This is a genomic window from Sphingomonas bisphenolicum (assembly GCF_024349785.1).
Lineage (GTDB): Bacteria > Pseudomonadota > Alphaproteobacteria > Sphingomonadales > Sphingomonadaceae > Sphingobium > Sphingobium bisphenolicum.
This window is the reverse complement of record NZ_AP018817.1, coordinates 948,239-972,071: the sequence shown is the minus strand read 5'-3', so window position 1 is coordinate 972,071 and position 23,833 is coordinate 948,239. Positions and strand designations below refer to the sequence as shown.

Annotated in this window: 23 protein-coding genes and 1 riboswitch; of the genes, 17 read left to right on the top strand and 6 right to left on the bottom strand. The window is 66.0% G+C overall.

The window, feature by feature from the left end; genetic code table 11:
• Positions 1-79: 79 nt before the first annotated feature.
• Both SBA_RS04760 and SBA_RS04755 read right to left on the bottom strand, forming a co-directional pair.
• Entirely contained in the window at positions 80-874 is a 795-nt protein-coding gene (locus SBA_RS04760; protein ID WP_261936073.1) for an SDR family NAD(P)-dependent oxidoreductase, read from the bottom strand.
• Positions 875-963: 89 nt separating this feature from the next.
• On the bottom strand, positions 964-1,794 hold the full coding sequence (locus SBA_RS04755; RefSeq protein WP_261936072.1) for an alpha/beta fold hydrolase: 831 nt from the start codon (positions 1,792-1,794) through the stop codon (positions 964-966).
• 129 nt (positions 1,795-1,923) lie between these two features.
• Here SBA_RS04755 and SBA_RS04750 point away from each other — a divergent pair, with 129 nt between their 5' ends.
• From SBA_RS04750 to SBA_RS04700, 11 genes are all read left to right on the top strand, one after another.
• Positions 1,924-2,907, top strand: coding sequence for a GlxA family transcriptional regulator (locus SBA_RS04750; protein WP_261936071.1), 984 nt, complete (start codon positions 1,924-1,926; stop codon positions 2,905-2,907).
• A gap of 125 nt (positions 2,908-3,032) precedes the next feature.
• Positions 3,033-4,553 (top strand): DNA recombination protein RmuC, encoded by a 1,521-nt coding sequence (gene rmuC, locus SBA_RS04745; RefSeq protein WP_261936070.1) that lies wholly within the window; start codon positions 3,033-3,035, stop codon positions 4,551-4,553.
• 302 nt (positions 4,554-4,855) lie between these two features.
• Positions 4,856-5,485: a nicotinate-nucleotide adenylyltransferase gene (locus tag SBA_RS04740; protein WP_261936069.1), complete on the top strand. Its 630-nt coding sequence runs from the start codon at positions 4,856-4,858 to the stop codon at positions 5,483-5,485.
• Positions 5,486-5,569: 84 nt separating this feature from the next.
• A complete protein-coding gene (rsfS, locus tag SBA_RS04735) occupies positions 5,570-5,887 on the top strand; it encodes a ribosome silencing factor (RefSeq protein WP_315975808.1) in 318 nt (105 codons plus the stop codon).
• 118 nt (positions 5,888-6,005) lie between these two features.
• Positions 6,006-6,428 (top strand): 23S rRNA (pseudouridine(1915)-N(3))-methyltransferase RlmH, encoded by a 423-nt coding sequence (locus SBA_RS04730; protein WP_224548148.1) that lies wholly within the window; start codon positions 6,006-6,008, stop codon positions 6,426-6,428.
• Between the two features lie 102 nt (positions 6,429-6,530).
• Positions 6,531-7,736 (top strand): murein hydrolase activator EnvC family protein, encoded by a 1,206-nt coding sequence (locus SBA_RS04725; RefSeq protein WP_390902433.1) that lies wholly within the window; start codon positions 6,531-6,533, stop codon positions 7,734-7,736.
• A gap of 103 nt (positions 7,737-7,839) precedes the next feature.
• On the top strand, positions 7,840-9,192 hold the full coding sequence (locus tag SBA_RS04720) for a S41 family peptidase (RefSeq protein WP_261936067.1): 1,353 nt from the start codon (positions 7,840-7,842) through the stop codon (positions 9,190-9,192).
• Between the two features lie 108 nt (positions 9,193-9,300).
• The gene (locus SBA_RS04715) at positions 9,301-9,780 is read left to right on the top strand and encodes a disulfide bond formation protein B (RefSeq protein ID WP_261936066.1); all 480 of its coding nucleotides are present in this window, start codon (positions 9,301-9,303) and stop codon (positions 9,778-9,780) included.
• Positions 9,777-10,331, top strand: a complete 555-nt coding sequence (locus tag SBA_RS04710) for a demethoxyubiquinone hydroxylase family protein (RefSeq protein WP_261936065.1) — start codon at positions 9,777-9,779, stop codon at positions 10,329-10,331. The genes SBA_RS04715 and SBA_RS04710 overlap by 4 nt, the downstream gene beginning before the upstream one ends.
• Positions 10,332-10,344: 13 nt before the next feature.
• Entirely contained in the window at positions 10,345-10,914 is a 570-nt protein-coding gene (locus SBA_RS04705) for a hypothetical protein (protein WP_261936064.1), read from the top strand.
• A 90-nt stretch (positions 10,915-11,004) separates the two neighbouring features.
• Positions 11,005-11,406 (top strand): hypothetical protein, encoded by a 402-nt coding sequence (locus SBA_RS04700; protein WP_224548160.1) that lies wholly within the window; start codon positions 11,005-11,007, stop codon positions 11,404-11,406.
• A gap of 23 nt (positions 11,407-11,429) precedes the next feature.
• On the opposite strand, the gene SBA_RS25205 is transcribed toward SBA_RS04700, so the two are convergent.
• From SBA_RS25205 to SBA_RS04690, 3 genes are read right to left on the bottom strand one after another with little or no spacing between them, the layout of a single operon-like run.
• Entirely contained in the window at positions 11,430-11,609 is a 180-nt protein-coding gene (locus SBA_RS25205) for a hypothetical protein (protein ID WP_315975797.1), read from the bottom strand.
• A gap of 60 nt (positions 11,610-11,669) precedes the next feature.
• Entirely contained in the window at positions 11,670-13,004 is a 1,335-nt protein-coding gene (locus SBA_RS04695; protein ID WP_315975796.1) for an amidase, read from the bottom strand.
• The gene (locus SBA_RS04690) at positions 13,001-13,417 is read right to left on the bottom strand and encodes a DUF1801 domain-containing protein (protein ID WP_261936063.1); all 417 of its coding nucleotides are present in this window, start codon (positions 13,415-13,417) and stop codon (positions 13,001-13,003) included. Before SBA_RS04690 ends, SBA_RS04695 begins: the two co-directional genes overlap by 4 nt.
• Positions 13,418-13,450: 33 nt before the next feature.
• Positions 13,451-13,641, top strand: a riboswitch (yybP-ykoY riboswitch).
• A 13-nt stretch (positions 13,642-13,654) separates the two neighbouring features.
• Here SBA_RS04690 and SBA_RS04685 point away from each other — a divergent pair.
• The 6 genes from SBA_RS04685 (at position 13,655) to gltB (ending at position 23,119) form a co-directional block, all read left to right on the top strand.
• Complete coding sequence (locus SBA_RS04685) at positions 13,655-14,233, top strand: TMEM165/GDT1 family protein (RefSeq protein ID WP_261936062.1); 579 nt, start codon at positions 13,655-13,657, stop codon at positions 14,231-14,233.
• A gap of 80 nt (positions 14,234-14,313) precedes the next feature.
• Positions 14,314-15,240, top strand: a complete 927-nt coding sequence (locus SBA_RS04680; protein WP_261936061.1) for a complex I NDUFA9 subunit family protein — start codon at positions 14,314-14,316, stop codon at positions 15,238-15,240.
• A 118-nt stretch (positions 15,241-15,358) separates the two neighbouring features.
• Entirely contained in the window at positions 15,359-16,168 is an 810-nt protein-coding gene (locus SBA_RS04675; protein WP_261936060.1) for an undecaprenyl-diphosphate phosphatase, read from the top strand.
• A gap of 164 nt (positions 16,169-16,332) precedes the next feature.
• A complete protein-coding gene (locus tag SBA_RS04670) occupies positions 16,333-17,778 on the top strand; it encodes an NAD(P)-dependent oxidoreductase (RefSeq protein WP_261936059.1) in 1,446 nt (481 codons plus the stop codon).
• Positions 17,778-18,494: a DUF2059 domain-containing protein gene (locus SBA_RS04665; RefSeq protein WP_224548168.1), complete on the top strand. Its 717-nt coding sequence runs from the start codon at positions 17,778-17,780 to the stop codon at positions 18,492-18,494. The genes SBA_RS04670 and SBA_RS04665 overlap by 1 nt, the downstream gene beginning before the upstream one ends.
• Before the next feature lie 86 nt (positions 18,495-18,580).
• Positions 18,581-23,119, top strand: coding sequence for a glutamate synthase large subunit (gene gltB / locus SBA_RS04660; RefSeq protein WP_261936058.1), 4,539 nt, complete (start codon positions 18,581-18,583; stop codon positions 23,117-23,119).
• 75 nt (positions 23,120-23,194) lie between these two features.
• Here gltB and SBA_RS04655 read toward each other — a convergent pair whose 3' ends face one another.
• The gene (locus SBA_RS04655) at positions 23,195-23,704 is read right to left on the bottom strand and encodes a hypothetical protein (protein WP_261936057.1); all 510 of its coding nucleotides are present in this window, start codon (positions 23,702-23,704) and stop codon (positions 23,195-23,197) included.
• Positions 23,705-23,833: the final 129 nt, after the last annotated feature.

Sequence of the window (23,833 nt, the reverse complement as noted above, 5' to 3'; positions counted from 1 at the left end):
CTAGATTCCAACATCCGTTCGTTTCGAGCGACGTCGGGAAACGGTTCTCGACACGCTCGAACCGAACGGAAGATGAGGCTCAGGCGCGATACCGCCCCGCCGCATCCTTGCGCGACAGGTTCGGCCGCAACGTCCCCCGCGCGGCCAGATAGGCGTCGAGATCGCCCCGCTCCGGCAGCGCCGGGATGGTGATCGGCTCGCCCATGTCCAACCCGGCCAGCGCGGCGTCGACCATCACCTCGACATCCATCACCTCGACATCCATCACCATCTCGGCCGGGATTCCCGCGATCTGTTCGGCGGTCCAGATCGCCGTCCGGGTGATCCCGGGCAACACCGCCTGCACCTTCACCCCCTTGGCCCCCAGTTCGACCTGCAACGCTTCTGTAAAGGCCAGCACATAGGCCTTGGTCGCGGGATAGACCGCCGTGAAGCCGTCGGGCATCAGCGCCGTGACCGACGTGATGTTGATCAGCGTCCCTGCCCCGTTGGCCGCCAGCCGCGGCGCGATCGCGCGCGACAGCCGCGTCACCGCCAATATGTTGAGGTCGATCATCCCGGTCAGATAGGCCGGGTCCGTCTCGACGAAGCTCTGTTCGCCCGCAATCCCGGCATTGTTCACCAGCCCGGTGACGGCGTCATCGTCCCGCAGCCGCGCTTCGATCCGGGCGAGGTCGTCGGCCTTGGCGAGATCGGCGGCGATCACTTCGACGTCGACGCCGGTCTGGGCGCGCAGGCTGGCGGCCAGCGCCTCCAGCTTCCCCACCCGTCGCGCGACGAGGATCAGGTTCGCGCCGCGCTTGGCGAAGCGATCGGCATAGACCGCGCCGATGCCGTCCGACGCGCCGGTGATGAGAATGGTTTCGTTGGTCATGGGAAGTCTCCTTTGAGTCCATCCCGTTCGGTTCGCGCGACGTCGAGAAACGGTTCTCGACACGCTCGAACCGAACGGTGTCGGACATGTCAGCCGTTGATGAAATCGAGCAGGTCGGCGTTGAACCGATCCTGATGCGTGACCGTCAATCCATGATCGGCCCCCTCATACACTTTTAGCACCGCTTGCGTAACGATCTTGACGGTGGAGAGGGCGGCCGCACCGATCGGCACGATCTGGTCGTCGTCGCCGTGCAGCACCAAAGTCGGCACATCGACCTTCGCCAGGTCGGCATGGAAATCGCTTTCGGAAAAGGCGCGGATGCTGTCGAGCTGGCCCTTCAGTCCGCCCATCATCCCCTGCCGCACGAAATCGTCACGGATGCCGTCGGAAATCACCGCGCCTTTCCGATTATAGCCGTAAAAGGGGATGGTCAGATCCTGGAAAAACTGGCTGCGATTGTCGAACGTCCCCTTGCGGATGCCGTCGAATATCTCGATCGGCAGCCCGCCCGGATTGGCTTCGGTCTTCAGCATCAGCGGCGGCACCGCGCCGATCAGCGCCAGTTTGGCGACTCGCGCCGTGCCATGGCGCCCGACATAGCGGGTGACTTCGCCTCCCCCGGTCGAATGGCCGACCAGTATGACCTCATGCAGATCCAGCGCCTCGATCAGTTCGGCCAGATCGTCGGCATATTGGTCCATATTGTTGTTCGCCCAGACCTGATCCGACCGGCCATGGCTGCGGCGGTCATGGGCGATGGTGCGAAAGCCCCGATCGGCGAAATAGACCATCTGCGCGTCCCAGGCGTCGGCGCTCAGCGGCCAGCCATGGGAAAAGACGATCGGCTGGCCGTCGCGCGGCCCCCAGTCCTTGTGGAAGATGCGGGTGCCGTCCTTGGTGGTGACGAAATTGCTCATGATGAAATCCCTTCTCTGTCTTAGAAGAGCGTTCTCACGCCCTGTGCTTGCAGAATTAGGGAAGTTGGACGAGGATCGGGATTGGCGGTCCCGACATTAAGCGGGCCGATTCCGACAAAGGCGGCACTCATGGACGCGATGCAGCCCCCCAGGGCAGAAATCGGGATTCTCCTCTACCGCGACTGCCAGCAGGCGATGGTCCATGGCATGACCGACCTGATCGCCATCGCCGGACAATTTTCACAGCAGCATGGCGGCCCCGCCTTGCGCGTCAGCCATTGGCACATGCAGGCTGACGGCGGATGCGCCCGCGTGCATGATACGCATGAAGCCCTGGCCGGTACGCCCGACATCTGGCTCGTCCCCGGACGCTTGACCGGCATACCCGATGCCGTTGAGGCCGCACCCTATGCCCGCTGGCTGCTCGATCGCCACGCCGCCGGCGCGACCCTCGCCTCCAATTGCGGCGGCGCCTTCCTGCTTGCGGCGACCGGCCTCCTCAGTGGCCGCGCGGCGACGACGCACTGGTGGTTCGCCGATTCGTTTCGCGCCCGCTTCCCCGATGTGAAGCTGGACTGCGACCGCATCGTGATCGACGATGGCGACATCATCACCGCGGGCGGCCTGATGGCCTGGACCGACCTCGGCCTGCGGCTGGTCGACCGCCTGCTCGGCCCGACGGTGATGCTCGACACCGCCAAATTCCTGCTGATCGACAGCGCCGGGCGCGAACAGAAGCATTTTGCGCGCTTCATGCCGCGCATGACCCATGGCGACGAACCGATTTTGAAGGCGCAGCACTGGCTCGCCGCGCGGGAAGCCAAAGCCGTCAGCGTCGGCGACATGGCGGCGCAGGTCGGTATGGAGGAACGCACCTTCCAGCGCCGTTTCAAGGCGGCGACCGCCATGACGCCGATCGAATATGTCCAGCATCTGCGCGTCGCAAAGGCGCGCGAACATCTGGAGTTTACGAAGCGCACGATCGACCAGATCGCCTGGAGCGTCGGTTATGAAGACGCCGCCGCCTTCCGCAAGCTGTTTCATCGCCTCGTCGGCCTGTCGCCCGGCGACTATCGCGCCCGCTTCGCGGCGCCAAGCGCGCAGGCGGCCTGAATTTTCAATAGTTAGCTAACTATCTAAATTCGACATGGCGTTTCTACTGTCGCACTCGCCGTCTCACACTTGCAGCGTCCGTCCCGGCCCGCTAGGTTCCCGTTTCGTTCCAAACAAGGATTATCATGGACAGCCTGGCCGCCCTCTTCATTCTCGTCGCCCTGCTGATCGGCCTTGCGGTCGGCTGGCTGCTCAAGGACAAGGCGCTTGCCCCGCTGGCCGCCGAGAAGGCGGAACTGCGTGACAAGCTGGACCTCGCCACCAGCCAGCGCAACGGCGCCATCGCCGAACTGGCGGTGGAGCAGGAGCGCGTCCATCAGTCCGCGACCCACATCGCCCGGCTCGAAACCGCCCAACTGGCCGCCGACCAGCGGCTCGAAGCCCTGCAGGCCGCCGCCGCCCAGCGTATCGAGTCCATCCAGGCCGAACGCGAAGCCGCGCTGCGCGAACTGGCCGGATTGAAGTCCGATACACAGGCCCGCACCCAGGCCTTCGAGCAGCAGATCGCTGCGCTCCGGGACGCCAAGGAACAGCTCTCCGCCCAGTTCAGCGAAATCGGCGGCAAGTTGCTCGAATCCGCCCAGACCCAGTTCCTGACCCGCGCCGACCAGCGTTTCGCCCAAGCGAACGAGAAGAGCGAGGCCCAGCTCAAGACCCTGCTCAATCCGGTCGAAACCACGCTCAAACGCTATGAGGAGGGCCTCGCCCGCGTCGAAAAGGACCGGGTCGGCAGCTATGCCGAACTGCGCGAGGCGGTGCAGCAGGTGCATCTGGGCCAGGGCCAGGTGCGCGAGGAAACCGCCAAGCTGGTCAACGCGCTGCGCGCCGCGCCCAAGACCCGGGGCCGCTGGGGCGAACAGCAGTTCAAGAACCTCATCGAGACCGCCGGTCTCTCTCCCTTCGTCGATTTCAGGGAAGAAGTATCGGTCGCGGTCGAAGCCAATGGCTCTGAAACCCGGATGCGGCCCGACTTCGTCATCAATCTGCCCGGCGACCAGCAGATGGTGGTCGATGTCAAATGCTCGCTGGTCGCCTATCTCAACGCCGTCGACCAGGTCGATCCGGCGCTGCGCGACGCCCATATGCTCGACCATGCCCGCGCCATGCGCACCCATGCCGACGCGCTGGGGCGCAAGGCCTATTGGGAGCAGTTCGACAAGGCCCCCGACTTCGTCATCATGTATGTCCCCGGCGACAATTTCGTCACCGCCGCGCTGGAAGCGGACATGGACCTGTGGGAACGCGCGGCCAAGAATCGCGTCATCATCTGCGGTCCCGCCACCTTCCTCCCCCTCGCCCGCACGCTGGCGGGTCATTGGCGCCAGGCCAAGATGCAGGAACAGGCGCAGCAGGTCGGCCAGCTCGGCAAGGAGCTGTATGAGCGCCTGGCCGTCGCCGCGACCCACCTGAAGCGCCTCGGCTCCGGCCTCAATAGCGCCGTCTCGAACTACAACAGCTTCATCGGCAGCTTCGAAAGCCGCGTCCTGTCCACCGGCCGCAAGTTCCGCGACCTCGACATCGAAACCGGCGGCAAGGAGATCGAGGCGATGGAGCCGCTCGACGTGCTGGCCCGCGACGCCCAGACCGACGAGGCGCGAGCCTTGCCGGCGGCGGAATGCATTAAAACAGGAACAAGCATGGCCTGACCGCGTCTCTTCTTCATGAGCGGCAACAAATCACAGGATTTGACAGAGTCGCGGGTCGGAGAGTGCCATGTGGAAAGCCATCACCCTGCGCCGTCCATTGCGGCGGCGCGAAGACAAAGCGCCAGACGTAACGACGTCGCGCGCGCCCCCGTCCAGACAGGATCATCCCTTTGCCGATCTGATGGCGAAACTGGACAAGATTCCCTATCGGCGGACCCGGAAACCGGCTTTCGGGGGCCGCTGACGCCGCCCGGCCGATAGGCCCCATTGCCGCCCCGCCTTCAGGCTGGCATGGCGGGGGCATGACACGCATCGGCCTGCTTGGCGGCTCCTTCAACCCGGCCCATGGCGGGCACCGCGCCATCTCGCTCTTCGCGAAGGACGCGCTGGACCTGGACGAAATCTGGTGGCTGGTATCCCCCGGCAATCCGCTCAAGCCCGCCAAAGGCATGGCCCCGCTCCCGGCCCGCCTCGCCCACGCCCGCATCGTCGCTCGCCGCGCCCCGATTCGCGCGACCGCGATCGAGCGGCATCTGCGCACCCGCTACACGATCGACACGCTGCGCGCGCTCACCCGCCGCTACCCCAAAAACCGCTTCATCTGGCTGATGGGCGCGGATAATCTGGCCCAATTCGGCCGATGGCGCGACTGGCGCGGCATCGCCCGGCAAATGCCCATTGCTGTTATCGCCCGTCCGGGCTATGATGACGCCGCCCGTGGCTCTGTGGCCATGAGCTGGCTGCGGCGCTTCGTCCGGTCCGCGCGCCAGAGTGCAGACTGGACGAATTGGAGACCACCGGCGCTCGTGCTATTGCGCTTTCGCCCTGATCCAAGATCGGCGACCCTGCTGCGGCAGGCGGACCCCCTCTGGCATCGCGAATATGAAGCAACGTGTGTGCGCGATCCGCTCACGCGTCGGTACGTCATCTAGATTGGAGTTTCATTGTCTAACCTCGCCTCTGCCAACGATACCGCGCTCGGCGCGCAATCCGTGGCCGCCCTGCACGCCCTCGTCATGCAGTCTCTCGACGACGACCAGGCCCAGGAAACCATCTCCATCCCGCTGGAAGGCAAGAGCAGCATCGCCGATTATATGGTGATCGCCAGCGGCCGTTCGTCGCGTCAGGTCGCCGCGATCGCCCAGCATCTGGCCGAGAAGATCAAGAAGGAAACGGGCCGCTCCGCGCGGGTCGAGGGACTTCCGGTCGCCGACTGGGTGCTGATCGACGCTGGCGACGTGATCGTCCATCTGTTCAAGCCGGAAGTGCGCAGCTTCTACAATCTGGAACGGATGTGGGGCTTCGTCGACGCGCCGGTCGCGGGCAACGCCTGACCTCTGCATTCCGTTCGTCCTGAGTAGCCGCTGAGCGAAGTCGAAGCGGCGTATCGAAGGATTGCGCGGGTGCTTCGATATGGGGCTTCGCCTCTACTCAACACGAACGGAGTAGGGTGTGCTCCTCCACATCATCGCGCGCGGCAAGATCGGGCGCTCGCCCGAAGCCGATCTGGTCGACCGCTACGTCAAGCGGCTGACCATGCCGCACAAAATCACCGAAATGCCCGACCGCGGCGGCAAGCTGCCCCCGGTCGCACCCGGCACCGTCACGGTCATGCTGGACGAAAAGGGCAAGCAGCTCGGCTCGCTCGATTTCGCCCGCCGGATCGAGGGCTGGCGCGACGCGGGCACGCGCGAATGTCGATTCCTGATCGGCGCGGCGGACGGATTCGACGATGCGGAACGAGCCAATGCCGACCTGCTGATCGCCTTCGGCGCCATGACCTGGCCGCATATGATGGCCCGCGCGATGCTGGCTGAACAATTGTGGCGCGCCTGCTCGATCCTTGCGGGCCACCCCTATCACCGCGAGGGTTAGCCGCCCTTTCGACCATGCTCGACACGCCCTGCGCTTATGCCTAGTCAGGAACGATACGGGTCGGGGCATCGGGTGAAGCGCAATCTCCTCATCGCAAGCATAATGGCGGGCCTGATGGCCCTGGCCGCCACGCGCCTGCCCGCCGCAGACGACCGCGCGATCATCCTGTCCGGCACCGCCGGCACGACGCTGGCGCAGGAGCAGCAGGCGCTCAAAAACGCCCGCCGCCAGTCGGACGAGGCCCGCGACCGCTCCGCCCGGCTGGAACAGCAGGCCGGGCTGGCCCGCGACGAGGCCGAACAGGCGCGCCGCCGCGCCGCCGCGCTCGCCGCCCGCATCCAGCAGGCGGAGGCCGACATTCAGGCGGCGCAGGCCCGGATCGCCATCATCGCCCGGATGCAGCGCGCGCAGGCCGCGCGTCTCGCCGCCAGGCAGGAACCCGTCGTCCGCCTGACGGCCGCGCTCCAGATGATGGCCCGCCGTCCGCTGGCGCTGGCGCTGGTCCAGCCCGGATCGGTCGGCGACGCGGTCCATATGCGCGCGGTGCTGGGACAGGTGCTGCCGGTGATCGAGCAGCGCACGGCCGGCCTGCGGCAGGAACTGGACAAGAGCCGCGCCCTGCGCGCCACCGCGCAGCAGGCGGCCGATGCGCTGGGCAAGGCGCAGGCCGACCGCAAGGACCGGCAGACCGCGCTCGCCGCCCTCGAAACGCAAAAACGCATCGCCGCCCGCGACTATGGCGCCAATGCCGGCATGGAGAGCGAGCGGGCGCTCGCGCTGGGCGAACGGGCGCGCGACATCGTCGACCTGATGGACCGGCTGGAACAGGCCGGCGACCTGCGCGAGCGGCTGGCTGCCCTGTCCGGCCCGCTGCTTCGCCCCGCCCGCCCCGATCAGACCGGCGCCCCCGCCCCGGAGCGCGATGCGTCCGCCGGCGGCCCGCCGCCCTATCGCCTGCCGGTGATCGGCCAGCTCGTCACCGGCATGGGCGAGGTCAATGACGGGGGCGTGCGATCGCGCGGGCTGACTTTGGTGACCCAGCCGGGTGCGCAGGCGATCGCGCCCACCGCCGGCCGCATCGCCTTCGCCGGCCCCTATCGCGATTATGGCCAGATCCTCATCATCGACCATGGCCAGGGCTGGACCACCCTCATCACCGGCCTCCACCGCGTCACGGCACAGGTCGGCGACAGCGTGCGCCAGGGCGACCCCGTCGGCATCACCGGCCCGGAACGCCCCAACATCACCGTGGAACTGCGCCGCAACGGCCGACCCGTGGATATCGTGCCGCTGGTGGGGCTTGGTTAACCCGACGCTCATCGACCCTGCGCGACATTCATCGAAGCTCGCTTTTGCGTTGGCACGAGAATCGGCCTATATCGGGGATCAGATGCCGGAATCTAGGACAGCCATGAAATCCACCTTCCTCCAGGGCGCAGTCGCGCTCGGGGCGCTTGCGCTCATCCCTGCCACCACCGCAGCCCTCGCCGACGGGGAGGCGTCGAGCTACAAGGCGCTCGACGAGTTCATGGACGTGTTCCAGAAGGTCCGCAGCGACTATGTCGAAAAGGTCGACGACGAAAAGCTGATCAAGGGCGCGATCGACGGGATGCTCGCCAGCCTCGACCCGCATAGCAGCTTCCTCGACGCGCGCGACTTCCAGAATCTGCGTACCCAGACGGAGGGCAGCTATGGCGGCCTCGGCCTCTCGGTCACGCAGGAGGATGGCGCGGTCAAGGTGATCGCGCCGACGCAGGACACCCCGGCCTGGCGGGCGGGGATCAAGGCGGGCGACTATATCACCCATATCGACGGCCAGTTGATCTATGGCGGCACGCTGGACGAGGCGGTCGACAAGATGCGCGGCGCGCCGGGCACCAGCCTGAAGCTGACCATCGTGCGCGCCGGCCGCGACAAGCCGATCGACCTGACCCTGACGCGCGAGATCATCCAGCTCAAGCCCGTGAAATGGGAAGTGAAGAACAATATCGGCATCGTCAACATCGTCAGCTTCTCGGCCAATACCGGGGCCGACGTGCGGTCGGCGATCCGCAGCATCGACAAGTCGCTGGGCCACAAGCCCACCGGCTATATCCTCGACCTGCGGTCCAATCCCGGCGGCTTGCTGGACGAAGCGGTGAGCGTCAGCGACGCCTTCCTGGAGCGCGGCGAGATCGTGTCGCAGCGCGGCCGGGCGAAGGGCGATGTCGAACGCTATTACGCCAAGCCCGGCGACGACGCCAAGGGCCTGCCGGTGATCGTGCTGGTCGATGCAGGTTCGGCTTCGGCCTCCGAAATCGTCGCGGGCGCATTGCAGGACCAGCATCGCGCGCTGGTGATGGGCGAACGCAGCTTCGGCAAGGGCAGCGTCCAGACCATGTTGCCGCTGTCGAACACTACCGCGCTCAAGCTGACGACGGCGCGCTACTACACGCCGTCGGGCCGCAGCGTGCAGGAAGGCGGCATCCAGCCCGATATCCGCGTGCCGCAGTTGAGCGATCCCGATTACAAGAACCGGCCGAAATATCGCGAGAGCGACCTGCGCCGTCACCTGATCAACGAGATCAAGACCGACGACAAGGCGCTGGAGGAAGACAGCAAGGACGATCCGCGCTTCGCCCTGTCGGCCGAGGAACTGAAGAAGAAGGGCGTCGAGGACTTCCAGCTCGACTATGCGCTCAAGACGATCGCGCGCCTGGCCGGCACGCCCGGCGCGACCATCGCCCAGGCGCAGGGGACGGCGCGCAAGCCGGGGGCGAAATAAGGCGACCTCTTCACCATGGCGTGTTCCCGCGCAGGCGAACACGCCATGATATGTCCAGGCCATCAAGTTCAGCATGACGAAAGCAAGCCAAGGCTTTAAGCGGGCATCATGAAGAGCATCCCGCTTGCCCGCACCATCGCCTTGCTGACGCCCGTCCTGCTGCTGGGCGGCGCCTATGCGTCGCAATATGTCGGCGGCCTGCACCCCTGCGACATGTGCTGGTGGCAGCGTTACCCCCATATGGCCGCGATCCTGCTGGCGCTGCTGGCCTATGCGCTGCGCGGCCGCGCCTGCGTCAGCGCGCTGTTCGCGGGGCTGGCCGGCCTCGCCATCGGCATCAGCGGGCTGATCGGCCTGTTCCATGCCGGGGTCGAATATGGCTGGTGGGAAGGACTGACCACCTGCTCCACCACCCCGGCGGGCGGCGGCGCCGACCTGCTCAACCAGATCTGGGCGACGCCGATCACCCGTTGCGACGTCGCGCCATGGGATCTTTTCGGCATTTCGCTCGCCGGCTATAACGGCCTCTTGTCCGGAGCCGCCGCGCTCGCCATCTTGGCGCTATTGCTCAAGGCGAGAAAAGCATGACCGCGCCCAAGGATTTTCCCCGACCGGGCAAGCGCCTGTCCGATGCCGACCGCGCCGCCATGGTGCGCGTCGACCAGGCTGGCGAGTTTGGCGCGGTGCGCATCTATGCCGGGCAACTGGCGGTGATGGGCGATCGCCATCCCTATGGTCGCCTGATTGCCGGTATGGCGGCGCAGGAGGAACGGCATCGCGCCGCCTTTGACGCGATGATCGCCCGGCGCGGCGTCCGCCCGACGGCGCTGGCGCCGATCTGGAGCGCCGCCGGTTTCGCGCTGGGCGCGGTCACGGCCGCCATGGGCCCGAAGGCCGCCATGGCCTGTACCGCCGCGATCGAGACGGAAATCGACCGCCACTATGCCGAGCAACTGGCGCAATTGGGCGACAGCGATTCGGAACTCTCCACCGCCATTGCGAATTTCCAGGCGGAGGAGGTCGAACATCGCGACGCGGCGCTCGCCCACGGTGCGGAGCGGGCACCTGCCTACCCCCTCTTGTCGGGCGCCATCCGTTTGGGATGCCGGGCCGCCATCGCGCTTTCCAAGCGCCTTTGATAAGGACGGACAGATGATGAAGACCCCGATGATTGCAACGGCTCTGACCATTGGGCTGATGCTGGGCGCGTCCGTCCCCGCCCTGGCGCAAACGGCATCGCCACCCGCCACCGCTCCGACCGCCGTGACCGACCCCGCGTCGGAAAAGGTCAATATCGTCATCGTCTATGGCGACGACGCCTGCCCGCAAAGCGCTGGCGACGACATCGTCGTGTGCGCGCGCAAGGGCGAGGAGGAACGTTATCGCATCCCCGAACCGCTGCGCGGCGATCCCAACATGCCGAGCAAGCAGGCCTGGGGCGAACGGGTGCGGTCGATGGAATATGTCGGCCGCTCCGGCACCGAAAGCTGCTCGCCGGTGGGCAGCGGCGGCGCGACCGGCTGCTTCGCGCAACTGTCCCGCCTGGCCAAGGCGGAGCGGCAGGCGCTCGACAATGCAAGCTGGAAGGATCTGGTCGCGGCCGAGCGCGCCAAGCGCCTGTCCACCATCGATGCCGACAGCGACGCGATCGAGGCGCGGGTGAAAGCCGAGGAAAAAGCGGCGCAGCAGCCCGCACCGGCGCCATCTGCGACCCGGCCATGACGGATTGTGGGCGTTGATGACGTCCTGATCCATGAGCCGCCGGGCATTGGGCACGCCCGGCATCCAACGGGGGTGGTAAAGGATTCTCTTATGCGACCGCGCGTCGTGCTTCCCCTGGTCGGCCTGTTGCTGGCCCCGCTGCTTCCCTCTCCGGCGCTTGCGCAGGCGGAGCCGCCGCCCGAACGGATCATCAACCTGCTGGTCTATGGCGACGATCCCTGCCCGCAGAGCAAGGGCGACGAGATCGTCGTGTGCGCCCGCAAGCCCGAGGCGGAGCGCTATCGCATCCCCAAGAAATTGCGGGAAAAGCCCGCCGTGTCGGGCGGTCCGGGCTGGGGCAGCCAGGTGGCGACGATGGAGCAGACCCAGCGGCAGACGCTGCCCAATAGCTGCAACGCCATCGGCAGCAACGGCTTTACCGGCTGCACCGCCCAGATGCTGCAACAATGGTTCGCCGAACGGCGGATGCAGGAAAGCGCCGGCGAGCCTTGAGACAGGCTAAGACCTGATGGATGTCAGGGCCGCTGGCCTTCCAGTTCCGGGCCGCTGTCCACCGTCGCGCGGAAATCCGGCTTGTTGCTGATTCCCGCCGCCTGTTCATAGGCCAGCCCCGCATCGAGCAGCCTCTGTTCGGCATAGGCCGCGCCGATGAAGCTCAACCCTACCGGCAGGCCGCGCACCAGCCCCATCGGCACGGTCAGATGCGGATAGCCCGCGATCGCCGCCGGGCCGGTGGAGCCGCCCGGCCCCTCATATTAATCGCCCCATACGGTATCGGACGGCCAGGCCGGGCCGTAGCTGATCGTCACCAGCAGATCGACGCGGTTATCAGCCAGCATCGCGTCGATCCCCTCCCGCCCCGCCAGCCGCAACGATGTTGCGCGCGCCGCTTTGTAGGCCGGGTCGTCCAGCCCGGCCTTGGCTTGCGACAGGGCGAAGATTTCCTGCCCGAACAGCGGCATCTCCGACGCCTTGTGCGCGTCGTCGAAGGCGATGAGACCGGCGAGCGTGCGGCTGTCCACCTGGTCGGGCCGTGTGGTGGCGAGATAGGCGTTCACGTCCGCCTTGAACTCATATTGCAGCACGTCGTAGCTGGCGGCCGACATGCCTTCCATCGGCGGTTTCTTCACCTCCACCAAGGTCGCGCCCATTCCCTTGAGCAGCGCCAGCGCCGCTTCATAGCGCTCCAGCAGTTCCGGTTGCGCGCCGCCGCGCAGCACGCCGATCCGCATCCTGCCGATCGCGGCGGGATCAAGCGCGGCGGCATAATCGCCCGCATGGGCCATGGCGTCGGCAGTGGCAGGGTCGGCGGGGTCGCTGGCGATCAGCGCCGACAGCAGGATGGCGACGTCGCGCACGCTGCGCGCCATGGGGCCGGCCGTATCCTGGCTATGGCTGATCGGTACGATATGGGTGCGGGGTATGAGGCCGACCGTCGGCTTCAACCCCACCAGCCCCATCATCGAGGCGGGGCAGATGATCGACCCGTTGGTTTCGCTGCCGATCGCGGCAGGGGCGAAGCCGGCGGCGACCGCTGCGCCCGATCCGCTCGACGACCCGCAGGTGGTGCGATCGAGCGCATAGGGATTGCGGGTGAGGCCGCCGATCGCGCTCCAGCCGCTCATCGACCGTTCTGAGCGGAAATTGGCCCATTCGGACAGGTTGGTCTTGCCCAGGATGATCGCGCCCTTCGCTCTCAGCGCTGCGGCGACCGGCGAATCGCGGCCCGGATCGTTGCGGGCGAGCGCCAGCGACCCCGCGGTGGTCGGCATCCCCGCCGCCTCGATATTGTCCTTGAGCAGGATCGGCACGCCATGGAGCGGCCCGCGCAGCTTGCCCGCGCGGCGCGCGGCGTCCAGCGCCCGCGCGTCCTGCATCGCATGGGGATTGAGACTGATGATGCTGTTGAGGCGCGGCCCCTTGCGGTCCATCGCTGCGATGCGTTTGAGATATGCGCGTACTGTCTTCTCGCTGGTCGTGCGGCCGCTCGCCAGATCGGCGGAGAGCGACGCAATCGTCGCCTGCTCGCTCTGCGCCCGCGCGGGCGCTGCGGTCAACAACAGGGCAAGGATCGGCAACAGCGTCTTCATCGCGGATAGACCTCGTCCATATGGGCAAGGCTCTTGACGATCAGCGCCTCCAATACCGCCATGTCGATGCCGGACAGGCGTTTCACATAGAGGCAGCCCTTGCCGCGCCGATGCGTGCCCAAAGTGGCGAAATCCATGTCCGCCAGCCCGGCCAGATAGAAGACCAGCTCCGCCTTGCGCGGCGCAAAGCCGATGCGGCAGCTCTCGCCCTCGCGCCCGCTGTCATAGCGATAGTGATAGCGGCCGAAGCCGATGATGCTGGATCCCCACAGGCGCGGCGGTTCGCCCGACAGGCGCGCCATCAGCGCCGCCGCGATCCGGCCGTCCGCGCGCCACTCTTCGGGCTCGACCGCCGCCAGAAACGCGTCCACGTCCGCCGCCGTTTCGACCGTCTTGTTCGCGTCCTTCGCCATGGCTTGCCTTCCCCGCGCCGCTCGCCTAGAGGCTAGCGCGTCATCTGGGGAGTAGCCAGCCGTTCCGCCGAGGAACGGGCCATATGTCAACATATTTGGCCGAGAGGCCATGGCATATGGGACGCGGGTCACCGCTTCTGGCGAGACCAATGGCATCGGCGCTTCTCTGTCCGGCCGGGCGGGAGGCGACGGTGGCATTGCGTCTGTTTCACTTCCGCCCGGCCCCGGAAATTCACGATGGAAGCTCTCTTCACCTCCGCCGCGCTCGTCGCGCTCGCCGAAATGGGCGACAAGACGCAGTTGCTGGCCATGCTGCTCGCCACCCGCTTTCGCAAGCCGGTGCCGATCATCCTGGGCATCTTCGCGGCCACGGTCGCCAATCATTTCCTCGCCGCGCTGGTCGGCCATTCGATCGCAGGCGTGCTGACGCAGGACTGGTTCCGCTACGCCGTCGCCGCCTCCTTCATCGCCATGGCCGCCTGGACGCTGATCCCCGACACGTTCGACGAGGATGCGCCGCTGAAAGCCCCGACCAAGGCGGGCGTGTTCGTGACGACGCTGGTCGCCTTCTTCCTGGTCGAGATGGGCGACAAGACGCAGGTTGCGACCGTGGCGCTGGGCGCGCGGTTCGACAATCTGGTCGCCGTCACCATGGGCACGACGCTGGGCATGATGATCGCCAATGTGCCGGCCGTCCTGTTCGGCGAGGCGCTGGCCAAGAAGGTGCCGATGCGCGCGTTGCAGATCGGCGCGGCGTTGCTATTCCTGGGTCTGGGCCTGTGGATGCTGGCCGATCTGCAAGGCTGGTTCGGCTAAAGGCGGTTGTCAGCGCGCGGCGGCTGTTGCAAGGGGTTTGGCAGAGTCATTCCCTTAAATTTGGACATGGGACGCGCGTGATGAAGGACAGTCTGGTTACGGTGTTCGGCGGCGGCGGCTTTCTGGGCCGGCAGGTCGCCCAGGCGCTGATGGCGCAGGGCGCGCGGGTGCGGATCGCGCAGCGCGACCTGGCCACCGCGATGAAGGTCAAGACGCTGGGCAATCTGGGCCAGACCCAGTTCGTCGCCGCGGACATCCGCAAGCCCGACAGCGTCGCCCGCGCCATCCATGGCAGCGACGTCGTCGTCAATCTGGTCGGCATATTGGCGGGCGATTTCGACGCCTTCCACCATGTCGGCGCGGCCAATGTGGCGAAAGCCGCCGCCGCCGCGGACGTGCGGGCGCTGGTCCATGTCTCGGCGATCGGCGCGGACGCCGAAAGCCCGTCGGCCTATGGCCGGTCGAAGGCGGCGGGCGAGACCGCGGTCAAGGCCGCCTTCCCCAGCGCCACCATCATTCGCCCGTCGATCGTCTTCGGGCCGGAGGACCAGTTCCTCAACCGTTTCGCCGACCTCATCAGCCTGTTCCCGGTCGTCCCGGTGATTGCGCCTGCGACCAAATTCCAGCCGGTCTATGTCGGTGACGTTGCCGACGCGATCGCCCATGCCGCCGCGCAGCCCGGCCTTTATGGCGGCAAGACCTATGAGGTCGCCGGCCCGCAGGTGATGAGCATGAAGGAGATCAACGCCTGGATCGCCAAGGCGATCGGCCGTGACAAGCCCCTGATCGACGTGCCGCAGGGCGTCGCGTCGCTGCTGGCGATGCTGCCGGGCGGCCCGATCAGCCGCGACCAGCTCGCCATGCTGGGCCGCGACAATGTCGCAGCGCCCGGGGCGGAAGGGCTGGAGGCGCTGGGCGTCGCGCCGACGCCGCTCGGCGCAGTCGCCGACAAGTGGATGGTCCGCTATCGCCGCCACGGCCGTTTCGCCGGCCGCGCGCGCGCCTGACATAGCCTTGTTCTCCCGCGCAGGCGGGAGACCAGCCCCACCGTCCGAACTGGATTGAACCGAGTCACGTGCCTCGGTTCAACGCCTTCGCGAGAGCACGCTGCGCCAAAGGCTTCCCATGGACCTCCATTATCTGACCGTCATCCTGCTGGGCATCGTGGAAGGGCTGACCGAATTCCTGCCGGTATCCTCGACCGGGCATCTGATCCTGGCGAGCGAATTGCTGGGCTATGATTCGGCCAGCTGGGCGATGTTCAACGTCGTGATCCAGCTCGGCGCGATCCTGGCGGTGGTGGTGCTCTACTGGCGCACTTTCTGGGCGGTGGCGATGGGGCTGTTGCGGCGCGAGCTGGTAAGCTGGCGGTTCCTGCGCAACCTGCTGCTCGCCTTCATCCCCGCCGCCATCGTCGGCCTGGCGCTGCACGACTATGTCGAGATGCTGCTGGGCGCGCCCAGGGTCGTCGCCTGGGCGTTGATCGTGGGCGGCGTAGCGATCCTGCTCATCGAACGCATGGTGAAGGAACAGCGGTTCCACGGCATCGCCGACATCCCCGCCATCCGCGCGGTGGGCGTGGGCCTGATCCAGTGCATATCGATGATCCCCGGCGTCAGCCGGTCGGGGGCCACGATCATGGGCGCGCTGACGCTGGGCGTCGAGCGGCGCACCGCGGCGGAGTTCAGCTTCTTCCTGGCGATACCGACCATGTTGGGCGCGACGACCCTGGAACTGCTGAAGAAGGGCGACCAGATCACCAGCGCGACGGTGGGCTGGGACAGTATCGCGCTCGGCTTCATCGTCTCCTTCTTCGTCGCCCTTCTGGTCATCAAATGGTTCGTCGGGCTGGTGTCCAAACATGGCTTCACCCCCTTTGCCTGGTATCGAATCGTCGCCGGCTGCGCCGCGCTGATCTGGCTCGGCATGAGGTAGGTCCGAAACGGTCCTTATCCTATGCTAGTTTTTGCGATCCATTCGCAATTAAGCGGTAAAATCCCATTTAATTAGTAAGTCATGCTGACCTAACTGCCAGAATCCACGTGACTGCGCGGGTTTTTCTGCTATGCGCGCTGCTGAAACAGATTCAGAGGCGATCCATGGCTGACAATCCGATGCTGAAATTTGTGGGTAAGGCACAATCCTACCCGGAAAAGCGCGCGGCGGACGACCGCGCCGACGATTTTCTGGAAATCAGCCGCAGCTTCATTCTCGATAAGGCGGAAGAACAGGCGTCGCGCTGCTCGCAATGCGGCGTCCCCTATTGCTCGACCCATTGCCCGCTGCACAATCATATCCCCGACTGGCTGCGCCTGACCGCCGAAGGCCGGTTGCGCGAAGCCTATGAACTGTCGAACCTGACCAGCACCATGCCGGAAATCTGCGGCCGCATCTGCCCGCAGGACCGGCTGTGCGAGGGCAATTGCGTCATCGAATTTTCCGGCCATGGCGCCGTGACCATCGGCAGCGTCGAAAAATACATCACCGACACCGCCTGGAAGGAAGGCTGGGTCGAACCGCTGGTCCCCGGCGCGGCGCGCGGCCAGTCGGTCGGCGTCATCGGTGCGGGACCGGCCGGCCTGACGACGGCGGAATATCTGCGCGTGGCGGGCTATGAGGTCCATGTCTACGACCGGCACGATCGCGCCGGCGGCCTGCTGACCTATGGCATCCCCGGCTTCAAGCTGGAGAAGGACGTGGTCATGCGCCGCATCCAGCGGCTCAAGGACGGCGGCATCATCTTCCACGACAGTTTCGAGATCGGCCGCGACGCCACGCTGGAACAGTTGCGCCAGAAGCATGATGCGATCCTGATCGCGACGGGCGTCTACAAGCCGCGCGACATCAAGGCGCCGGGCGTCGGCGCCGCGGGCGTGGTCAAGGCGCTCGACTATCTCACCGCCTCCAACAAGGCGGGCTTCGGCGACGCCGTGCCGGAACATGACGACGGGTCGCTGCTGGCGACCGGCAAGAATGTCGTCGTCATCGGCGGCGGCGACACGGCGATGGACTGCGTCCGCACCGCCATCCGCCAGGGCGCCAAGTCGGTAAAGTGCCTCTACCGCCGCGACCGGGAAAATATGCCCGGATCGCAGCGCGAAGTCGCCAATGCGGAGGAGGAAGGCGTCGAGTTCGTCTGGCTGACCGCGCCGATCGCTTTTGAAGGCACAAGCCAAGTCACCGGCGTCAAGGTCACCAAGATGCGCCTCGGCCAGCCCGACGCCTCCGGTCGCCGTGCGCCGGAAGCCGATCCGGGCAGCGAACATACGCTGGAAGCCGATCTGGTCATCAAGGCGCTGGGCTACGACCCTGAAGAACTGCCCAGGTTGTTCGGCGCCGACGACCTGTCGGTCACCCGCTGGGGCACGCTGCGCGTCGATCACAAGACGATGATGACCAGCGTGGACGGCGTGTTCGCGGCCGGCGACATCGTGCGCGGCGCATCGCTGGTCGTCTGGGCGATCCGCGACGGGCGGGATGTGACGGATCATATGCATCGCTATCTGAAGGCGAAGGCCAAGGCGGGCGAAAGGGTCGCGGCGTGATGCGCTTCACTTCCCTCGTCGCCCCTTTACTGCTGCTATCCGCCCCGATCGCTGCGCAGGCCCAGGCGCCTGCTGCAACGGTAGAAGCTGTCGATCCGGCGCTGCTGGCCAAGGCCAAGCCGATCGCCGCCGTTATTCTGCCCGATGGCACCATGGAAAAAATGATGGGGCCGATGATGCAGAAGATGATGGGACCGATGATGGACGGCATGACCAAGATGCCGATCCGCGAGTTCCTGAAAGTCGGTGGCCTCGATCCGGAACAGGCGGACAAGCTGGGCGAAGGGACGATCGAGGAGATGATGGCGATCATCGATCCCAATTTCCGGAAGCGCATGGACGTGGTCGTCAACAGCATGATGCCCGCAATCGGTCGCTTCATGGGGCGCTATGAACCGGATATGCGCGAAGGCATGGCGGAGGCTTTCGCCTCTCGCTACAATTCTGCCGAACTCGACCAGATCGGCGCGTTTTTCAAGACGCCCATCGGCGCGAAGTTCGGCGCAGGCTTCATGGAGCTGGCTGCCGACCCGCATTATATCGGTCGACTGCAGAAGGTGATGCCGGAAATGATGCAGGCCATGCCAGAGATCATGAAATCATCTGCGGCCGAACTCGAAAAGCTGCCCAAGCCGCGCACCTATAACGACCTGACCAAGGCTGAACGCGACCGCCTCACTACATTGCTCGGGGCGGACGCCAAGAAGGCCAACTGACAATCGACGCCGGCGATGCCGGCAATCAACGGAATGACAGCGGCCGTACCCAGAAAGCGGATGGCCACAGGCAAGGGTAAGTCATCATGACCGACACCAACTTCACCGCCAGCCCCGAAGAGCGCGCACGGATCGCGGCCGAGGGCATGTATCATCCCGAGATGGAAGGCGACGCCTGTGGCGTGGGCCTGGTCGCCGCGACCGATGGTCGGCCCAGCCGCCGCGTCGTCGCCAGCGCGATCGATGCGCTCAAGGCGGTATGGCATCGCGGCGCGGTCGATGCCGACGGCAAGACCGGCGACGGCGCGGGCATCCATGTCGACCTGCCGGTGCGCTTCTTCGACGATGCGATCGCGGATTCGGGCCACAAGCCGCTGCCCAATCGCCTCGCCGTCGGCATGATCTTCCTGCCGCGCACGGACCTCAGCGCCCAGGAAACCTGCCGTACTATCGTGGAAGCCGAGATCATCGAGGCCGGCTACACCATCTATGGCTGGCGCCAGGTGCCGGTGGACGTGTCGGTCATCGGCGAAAAGGCGCAGCGCACGCGCCCCGAAATCGAGCAGATCATGATCGCCGGCCCGATGCCGGAGGAACGCGACCAGGCCGAATTCGAAAAGGACCTTTACCTGATCCGCCGCCGGATCGAAAAGCAGGTCATCGCCGCGCAGATCCAGGATTTCTATGTCTGCTCGCTGTCGTGCCGGTCGATCATCTACAAGGGGCTGTTCCTCGCCGAATCGCTGTCGGTCTTCTTCCCGGACCTGCAGGACGAGCGGTTCGAAAGCCGCGTCGCGATCTTCCATCAGCGCTATTCGACCAACACCTTCCCGCAATGGTGGCTGGCCCAGCCGTTCCGCACCCTCGCCCATAATGGCGAGATCAACACGATCCGCGGCAACAAGAACTGGATGAAGAGCCACGAGATCAAGATGGCGAGCCTCGCCTTCGGCGAGCAGTCGGAGGACATCAAGCCGGTGATCCCGGCGGGTGCGTCCGATACCGCCGCGCTCGATGCCGTGTTCGAAGCGATCTGCCGGTCGGGCCGCGACGCGCCGACGGCCAAGCTGATGCTGGTCCCCGAAGCCTGGCAGTCGGCGAGCGCCGACCTGCCCAAGGCCCATGCCGACATGTACGACTATCTCGCCTCCGTCATGGAGCCGTGGGACGGGCCGGCCGCGCTCGCCATGACCGACGGCCGCTGGGTCGTCGCCGGTGTCGACCGCAATGCGCTGCGCCCGCTGCGTTATACGCTGACCGGCGACAATCTGCTGATCGTGGGTTCGGAGACCGGCATGGTCGTCGTGCCCGAAACCACCATCGTCAAGAAGGGCCGCATGGGTCCGGGCCAGATGATCGCCGTCGACCTGCTCGAAGGCGAAATCTATGACGACCGCGCGATCAAGGACCGGATCGCGGGCGAGCGCCCCTATGGCGAACTCATCAAGGACTTTCTGACCGTCGCCGACCTCGGCGACGCGCCAACTGCGCTGCCCGGCTGGGACAAGGCCGAACTGACCCGCCGCCAGGTCGCCGCCAACCTGACGCTGGAGGATCTGGAACTGATCCTCTCTCCCATGGTGGAGGACGCCAAGGAAGCGATCGGGTCGATGGGCGATGACACGCCGCTCGCGGTCATTTCCGACAAGCCGCGCACGATCAGCCATTTCTTCCGGCAGAATTTCAGCCAGGTCACCAACCCGCCGATCGATCCGCTGCGCGAACGGCATGTGATGAGCCTGAAGACGCGCTTCTCCAACCTCCACAACATCCTGGAGGAAGGCGCACAGAACAGCCATGTGCTGGTGCTGGAATCGCCGGTCGTGACGAGCGCCGAATGGGCGCGGCTTAAGGCCTATTTCGGCCCGTCCGTGGCCGAGATCGACTGCACTTTCCCCGCATCCGGCGGGCAGGAGCAACTGCGCGCCGCCATCTCCCGCATCCGCGAGGAGGCCGAGCAGGCGGTGCGCGAGGGGCGCACCGAAATCTTCCTGACCGACGAGGGCGTCAATGCCGATCGTGCGGCCATCGCCGGCGTGCTGGCGGCGGCGGCGGTCCATACGCATCTGGTGCGCAAGGGGCTGCGCAGCTACGCATCGATCAACGTGCGGTCGTGCGAAGCGCTCGACACCCATTATTTCGCGGTGCTGATCGGCGTCGGCGCGACCACGGTGAACGCCTATCTGGCCGAAGCCAGCATCGCCGACCGCCACAGCCGCGGCCTGTTCGGCGATCTGGCGCTAGACGCCTGTTTCGAACGCTATCGCACGGCCATCAACGAAGGCCTGCTCAAGATCATGTCCAAAATGGGCATCGCGGTTATCAGCAGCTATCGCGGCGGTTATAATTTCGAAGCGGTGGGCCTGTCGCGCGCGCTGGTCAACGATCTGTTCCCCGGTATGCCAGCGAAGATTTCAGGCGAGGGCTATGCCTCGCTCCACTACAGCGCGATGCTGCGCCACGAGCAGGCGTTCGACGCGGCGGCCGTACGCCTGCCGATCGGCGGCTTCTACCGCCAGCGCCAGGGCGGCGAGAGCCATGCCTATTCGGCGCAGCTGATGCACCTGTTACAGACGGCCGTGGCGACCGACAGCTATTCGACCTATCTGCAATTTTCGCGTGGCGTCCGCGATTTGCCGCCCGTCTATCTGCGCGACCTGATGGAGTTCAACTTCGCTCGCGAAGCCGTACCGATCGACGAGGTTGAGGCGACCACCGAAATTCGCAAGCGCTTCGTGACGCCGGGCATGTCGCTGGGCGCGCTCAGCCCCGAAGCGCATGAGACGCTGGCGATCGCGATGAACCGCATCGGCGCCAAGGCGGTGTCGGGCGAAGGCGGCGAGGATGCGAACCGCTTCAAGCCCTATGACAATGGCGACAACGCCAACTCGGTCATCAAGCAGATCGCGTCGGGTCGCTTCGGTGTTCATGCCGAATATCTGGCATCGGCCGAAGAGATCGAGATCAAGGTCGCGCAGGGCGCCAAGCCCGGCGAGGGCGGCCAGTTGCCCGGCTTCAAGGTGACCGAGTTCATCGCCAAGCTGCGCCATTCGACGCCCGGCGTGACGCTGATCTCGCCGCCGCCGCACCACGACATCTATTCGATCGAGGATCTGGCGCAGCTCATCTACGACTGCAAGATGATCAACCCGCGCGCCCGCGTGTGCGTGAAGCTGGTCAGCCAGGCCGGTATCGGCACGGTCGCGGCGGGCGTGGCCAAGGCCCATGCCGACGTCATCCTGATCGCGGGCCATGTCGGCGGTACCGGCGCATCTCCGCAGACCAGCATCAAATATGCCGGCACGCCCTGGGAAATGGGCCTGTCCGAAGCCAATCAGGTGCTGACCCTCAATGGCCTGCGCCATCGGGTGAAGCTGCGTACCGACGGCGGCCTCAAGACCGGGCGCGATATCGTGATCGCCGCGATCCTGGGCGCGGAGGAGTTCGGCATCGGCACGCTGAGCCTCGTCGCCATGGGTTGCATCATGGTGCGCCAGTGCCACAGCAACACCTGCCCGGTGGGCGTGTGCGTGCAGGATGAAAAGCTGCGCCAGAAGTTCACCGGCACCCCGGAGAAGGTCATTAACCTGATGACCTTTATCGCCGAAGAAGTGCGCGAAGTCCTTGCCCGCCTTGGCTTCCGCAGCCTGGACGAAGTGATCGGGCGGACGGAACTGCTCAAGCAGGTCAATCGTGGCGCCGAACATCTGGACGATCTCGACCTCAACCCGATCCTGGCCAAGGTGGACGCGCCCGACGACCAGCGCCGCTTCAGCCTGACGCAATGGCGCAACGAGGTGCCCGACAGCCTGGATGCGCAGATGATGCGCGATGCCAAGGCGGTGTTCGAGCGTGGCGAGAAGATGCAGCTCACCTATACGGTGCGCAACACGCATCGCGCGGTCGGCACGCGGCTGTCATCCGCCGTCACGGACCGGTTCGGCATGTCGACGCTGGCCGACGGCCATTTGACCGTGCGCCTGCGCGGGTCGGCGGGCCAGTCGCTGGGCGCCTTCCTGTGCAAAGGCATCACCCTTGAAGTGTTCGGCGACGCCAACGACTATGTCGGCAAGGGGCTGTCGGGCGGCATCATCAAGGTGCGCACGACCGTCTCCAGCCCGCTCTCGTCCAAGGACAATACGATCCTGGGCAACACCGTCCTCTATGGCGCAACCAGCGGCAAGCTGTTCGCGGCCGGTCAGGCTGGTGAACGCTTCGCCGTCCGCAATTCGGGGGCGCAGGTCGTGGTCGAGGGCTGCGGCGCCAATGGCTGCGAATATATGACCGGCGGCACGGCGGTCATCTTGGGCAAGACCGGCGCCAATTTCGGCGCGGGCATGACCGGCGGCATGGCCTTCATCCTGGACGAGGATGGCAGCTTCCCGGCGCAGGCCAACCCCGAAGGCATTGTCTGGCAGCGACTGGACAGCGTCCATTGGGAGGCGCAGGTCAAGGCGCTGATCGCCGAACATGCGGTGGCGACGGACAGCAAATGGTCCAACACCATCCTGGACGACTGGGATCGCTGGCGCCGCTATATCTGGCAGGTCTGCCCGAAGGAGATGCTGGGCCGCCTCGCCCATCCGCTGAGCGACCGGCCGGCGGAAACGGTCGCCGCCGAATAAGCGGCCTGACGCCGGTCCGTACCGATCCGATCGATGGTCCCGTGAAGGCGGGACACCGATCGGATCATGGTACAGTCAAAAACGGGGTTCGGCAGGCATGGTTGCGACCACCGGCGCCGGCGGCGGATCATCCTCCATCGCATCTTGATCGGCCGGCACGGCGACCGGCGGCGGGACTGCTTCACCAGCCGCGAATCGCCTGATCTGCGGCGGCAAGGTACGAACCGCAGCAGGCGCAGCATCGGGCATCAGATCTTGCGGCAAGGCGGCCGCCTCATAGTCCCGCACCACCGGATCGCTGGTCCCGTCGATCATGCCATTCGCATCCAGCCCGGCCATGTCCGCCTGCCAGCGCCGTTCGGCCAGGGTAGGGCCGCACCCGGTGCAATGAATGACCCCCGGCCCCTTCTGAATCGCGAAGGACGCCTCGGTCGCGACCTGATCGGCGGGCGTCGCCTCCACATAGTCGCTCGCGCTGCGCGCCGGTCTATGCGGGCTGGTCACATAGCTGCCCAACCCCAGGCCCATCATGGCCGCCACCCCCAGGGTCGCGCCCGCGCCCATCCAGAAATGCGCCGTCATCATGCGGTTTCTCCCACGCCGGTCACGCCATTGTGCGACACTGGCTTCACCTTCTCCAATCAATCACAACGCGGATGCCGATCACTTGTTGCATGGCGCAAAAGCCTTTGCTAAGGGCCGCCTCCTACCAAG